This window comes from Enterorhabdus sp. P55 (assembly GCF_009911695.1).
Lineage (GTDB): Bacteria > Actinomycetota > Coriobacteriia > Coriobacteriales > Eggerthellaceae > Enterorhabdus.
This window is the reverse complement of sequence record NZ_QWKK01000154.1, coordinates 1-3,916: the sequence shown is the minus strand read 5'-3', so window position 1 is coordinate 3,916 and position 3,916 is coordinate 1. Positions and strand designations below refer to the sequence as shown.

Here is a 3,916-nt window from a genome sequence, read left to right as displayed (position 1 = left end):
CCCGACTGCCGCGGGCCGCCCCCCCCACACTGGGCCGCCGAAGCCGCGAGCCGGCCCCGGCGACCCCCACAACCGCTAGCGAGCGCCGCCGCCCCCGCCGAACCCGCCGCCCCCGCCGCCGGAGAAGCCTCCGCCGAACCCGCCACCGCTGCTCGAGCCGCCGCTCGCAGCCGACACAGCGGCCTGCGCCGTCGACACCGTGTTCGCCACTGACGTCCTCATCAGGTCAGACACGCTCGGCATGGGCGCGCCTCCCACGCCGCGGCCCGGCGCGTACCACACATACCACGGCACGTAATGGGGGGCAGAAGCGCCGGCGTCCACCTCGAGCACCTCCGGCACCGTCTCGCGCAGCTCCCTCATGACGCGCTCGGCCACGCCAAACAGGTAGGCGTACACCATGAACTCACCCCACACCTTCACGTCCGTCGGCGGGCGCTCGTCCAGGTTGGAGAAGTCGCGCAGCCAGTTGCGCAGGGCCTTGCAGCGTGCCGTCAGGTCGTTGCCGACGCGAGTACGACGCGGCATGTAGTTAGCGATGACCAGCAGCGCGATGCCCGTAGGGATCAGCAAGATCGGGGGGATGAAGTTCTCCATGGTCACCCCTAGGAACAGCCCGGCTCCCAGGGAGAGAAACGCGACGACACCCATGGCAGCGCCGATGCGTCGACCCGGCTTCTCGAAGAAGTGGCGGGCGTACACCTCGGTCTCGAGCGTGGCCTGCCACGACTTCATGGCGGCAAGGAACTCCTCCGGATGCTTGCGGCCGTACTCGCGGATGGAGCCCAGCCACACCGAGGGACGGCCTTCGGCGATGCGGCGGAACAGCAGCGCCAACGTGGCCTTCTCCACCGGATCGGTTCGGGCGTCGGCTATGGCGTAGTCGATGGTCAGGTAGTAGTCATCCACCATCCGCCCCTTGGGGTCGGCATAGCTCCCCTTGTCGATGCGCACCGCGCCCACGTGGGCCAGGTGCATGAGGGTGGCCGTGAAGTCGTCGTGGCTCTCGCGGTTCCAGCGCCACAGGCGGCCGATCACGGCCGGCTGCATGCCGCGCTTGGGCACGTCGCGCCAGTACTCGTCGGTGAAGTCGGGCTTGTACTCGCGGCCGAATCGCAGGAACAGCAGCATCGCCACCGCCAGCATCGCCACGCAAACCAGCGCGATCCCCGCGATGAACAGCAGCGACCACGCGCGCTGGGCGTTGGCCTGGTCGGCCCACGACTGCTCCTGGGAGAGCACGGTCTCCAGGCGGAAGGTGCCCTGATGGGCCCTGCGCGCCTCCGGGCTGAGGTTGGTGAGCCACTCGACGGGAAACACCACGCGCGCCTCGGCGTACTGGCCCGCGCGTACGAGCGGCACCTCGTAGGTCACCGTGCCGTCGGCCCTCACCGTTACCGTGCCGTCGAGCGGCCCGTGGCCCCACGCGCGCACCTCACCAGCGCCGGCGCGAGGACTCTCGCCCTCGGCCCAGCTCCCGGAATCGTTAGCCGGAGCGCTCACCGCCGCATCGGCCGGCAGCGGCAGCTCGACGGTCATGTTTACGTTGCGGGAGTCCACCGCCCAGCCCTCGGGAACATACTTCCAGTACACCTCGGCCACGTCCTCGTAGGCCTGCACGCCGTTGACCACGGTGTAGTCCAGCTCGAAGATCATCGTGGCATCTTCCACGTTGAAGAACGCGTACACGGTGTCTTGCGGCTCGTCGAAGGACCACGCGTCCACGCCAGGGCCGCCGGCCTCGCGCCACGCCAGCTGGAAGGTGACCCGCTGAAGCGGCACCCAGTCGCCCACCACATTGCCCGCATCATCCACCGGAGCCATGCGCATACCGTTGACCTGCACCTGCGCGTTGCTCGGCAAGTCCTCGAAGGTCCACCACACCGCAGTGAACGACCCGTCGAAGGCGAAGGTGCGCTGCTCCACCACGTGCAGCGAGCCGTCGGTCTGCACCTGCGCCGTGGTGTCCACGCGCGGACACTCGTAGGACTTGGCCAGGGCCTGCGTGGCCCCCAGCGGCGAAAGCGAAGCGGGCAGGATGCTGAGCAGCACTGCGACGACCAGCAGCGGGGCGGCTGCGAACAGCGCGAGCGGGCGACGGGCGCATGGGCGGGCCAAGGAACGTGAGGGCACGGAAGCCTCCTTCGCGTAGGGCCGAACAGCGCGCGACGCGGCGACGCGCGGGCAGCGGACGACCCCGGTCTGGCAGGGATTCCTCTCATTATACTGTACGCCCGGAAAGCCCGCGGAAGTGCGGAAAACGCCGTTGCGCGGGGCGTCCAAGTCGGGTATGATTCATTCTTGCTATTGGAGAAGTGACCGAGAGGCCGAAGGTGCTCGCCTGCTAAGTGAGTAAGCCCCACAAGGGCTTCCGGGGTTCGAATCCCCGCTTCTCCGCCAGCCTAGAACAGCCCTCCTGACCGGAGGGCTTTTTGCTACCAGAAGGCGATCAAGCGCAGCGGGGATTCGAACCGATGAGGTGGAAACGCGTGAGGAAAACGCGCCGGTGGCGCGTTTTTAGCGTTTCGCCCGACCGAGCTTGCGAGGGAGGGGCTGAGCGCTTGCCGAAGGCGGGCGCGGGAATCCCCGCTTCTCCGCCAGCTATGACAGACCCTCGGAAACGGGGGTCTTTTCGTTGCCGGAAGCCGCCTGAGCCCCACGGGGATTCGAGCCTTCCCTATCGCTGCCAGGGCCAGCGGCGCTTGACGGCGGCCTTCACGGGCTTCTTCTTGTAGCTGGGGTGGTGCTTGAGGAAGAGGTGGTTGCACCAGCGGGTGATGACCAAGCCGACGAGGGCGACCACCAGGAAGCTGGCGCCTAAGTCGAGCACGCCGGCGTTAGCCTCGGCCAGCGCGTAGAGGGTCACCAGCCCGAAGAACACGGAGAGCACGCCGGTGATCCACGTGAACACGCGGATGAGCACCTCCTTGGCGCGCGCCGGCGAATGGCGGTAGGTGACCACCAGGTAGATGACCGCGGCAATGGCCGCAAGCGCAATGACGAGCGGAATCACCCGCGAGAGCCGCGCTACCAAACCCATGGTTCCACCTCGCCTTCTTGCTGTCGCGCCGCCCCGCCAGGCGAGCCCGCGCCCTCACAGGGAGGGCATGCCGCCTCAGGGCGCGCCTTCCGCCTTCTCGTCTCTGGCGCTAGAACTGCACCTTCGGCGCCACCTCGACACCAGCGTCCGCGTCAAAGCTCGGCCGCGCCGTGAAGCCCAGCGCACCGGCCAGCAGCACGGCGGGGAAGGTCTGGATGGCGGTGTTGTAGTTCATCACCGTGTCGTTGTAGCTCTGGCGCATGTAGCTGATCTTGTCCTCGGTCTCGGCAAGCTGCGCCTGAAGCTGCTGGAAGTTGGCGTTCGCCTTAAGCTCGGGGTAGGCCTCGGCCACGGCGAACAGGCCGCGCAGCGCGCTCGTCAGCGCGCCTTCCGCCTGCATCTTGTCCTGCGGGGTAGTGGCGCGCGACACCGCAGCCCGGGCCTCGGTGACCGCCTGGAGGGTGCCGCTCTCGTGGCCGGCATAGCCCTTCACCGTCTCCACCAGGTTGGGGATGAGATCCTGGCGACGTTGCAGCTGCACGTCAATCTGCGCCCAGGCGTTGTCCACGCGGTTGCGCAGCTTGACCAGGTTGTTGTAGAGCCCGATCACCACCACCAGAATGACGATGATGACGACGGCGACGATGATTCCCACTACCATGGCTTCTCCTCCATCTCGACTTCCGCCAGTCTACCGCTGATGGGCGGATCGGACGGCCGTAGTTCTCAAAATGTTGACGATCGCACGATGCGCACCGGACTTCGGGCGGAACGAGCGGTCGAGCCGCCCGCGCGAGGGGACGAACGGCGGGACCGTGCGGCACGGGTCGGGCGGCGGGGCGGCGGGGCGGGGCGCCAGGCGCCGCGCCGGGGGGG

At 68.1% G+C, this 3,916-nt stretch carries 3 protein-coding genes and 1 tRNA gene; 1 reads left to right on the top strand and 3 read right to left on the bottom strand.

Features of this window, described 5'->3' with window-relative positions; genetic code table 11:
• Window positions 1-75: 75 nt before the first annotated feature.
• Entirely contained in the window at window positions 76-2,133 is a 2,058-nt protein-coding gene (locus tag D1643_RS10105) for a DUF2207 domain-containing protein (RefSeq protein WP_160710498.1), read from the bottom strand.
• A gap of 176 nt (window positions 2,134-2,309) precedes the next feature.
• Here D1643_RS10105 and D1643_RS10100 point away from each other — a divergent pair.
• Window positions 2,310-2,400: transfer RNA gene (locus D1643_RS10100), tRNA-Ser, on the top strand.
• Between the two features lie 277 nt (window positions 2,401-2,677).
• On the opposite strand, the gene D1643_RS10095 is transcribed toward D1643_RS10100, so the two are convergent.
• Both D1643_RS10095 and D1643_RS10090 read right to left on the bottom strand, forming a co-directional pair.
• The gene (locus D1643_RS10095; RefSeq protein WP_236643543.1) at window positions 2,678-3,040 is read right to left on the bottom strand and encodes a guanylate cyclase; all 363 of its coding nucleotides are present in this window, start codon (window positions 3,038-3,040) and stop codon (window positions 2,678-2,680) included.
• A gap of 109 nt (window positions 3,041-3,149) precedes the next feature.
• Window positions 3,150-3,701, bottom strand: coding sequence for a LemA family protein (locus tag D1643_RS10090; RefSeq protein WP_160710497.1), 552 nt, complete (start codon window positions 3,699-3,701; stop codon window positions 3,150-3,152).
• Window positions 3,702-3,916 lie beyond the last annotated feature (215 nt).

Excerpts from the sequence above, each read along its gene's own strand:
- D1643_RS10095 (WP_236643543.1), bottom strand. The coding sequence starts at position 3,040 with ATGGGTTTGGTAGCGCGGCTCTCGCGGGTGATTCCGCTCGTCATTGCG.
- D1643_RS10090 (WP_160710497.1), bottom strand. The coding sequence starts at position 3,701 with ATGGTAGTGGGAATCATCGTCGCCGTCGTCATCATCGTCATTCTGGTG.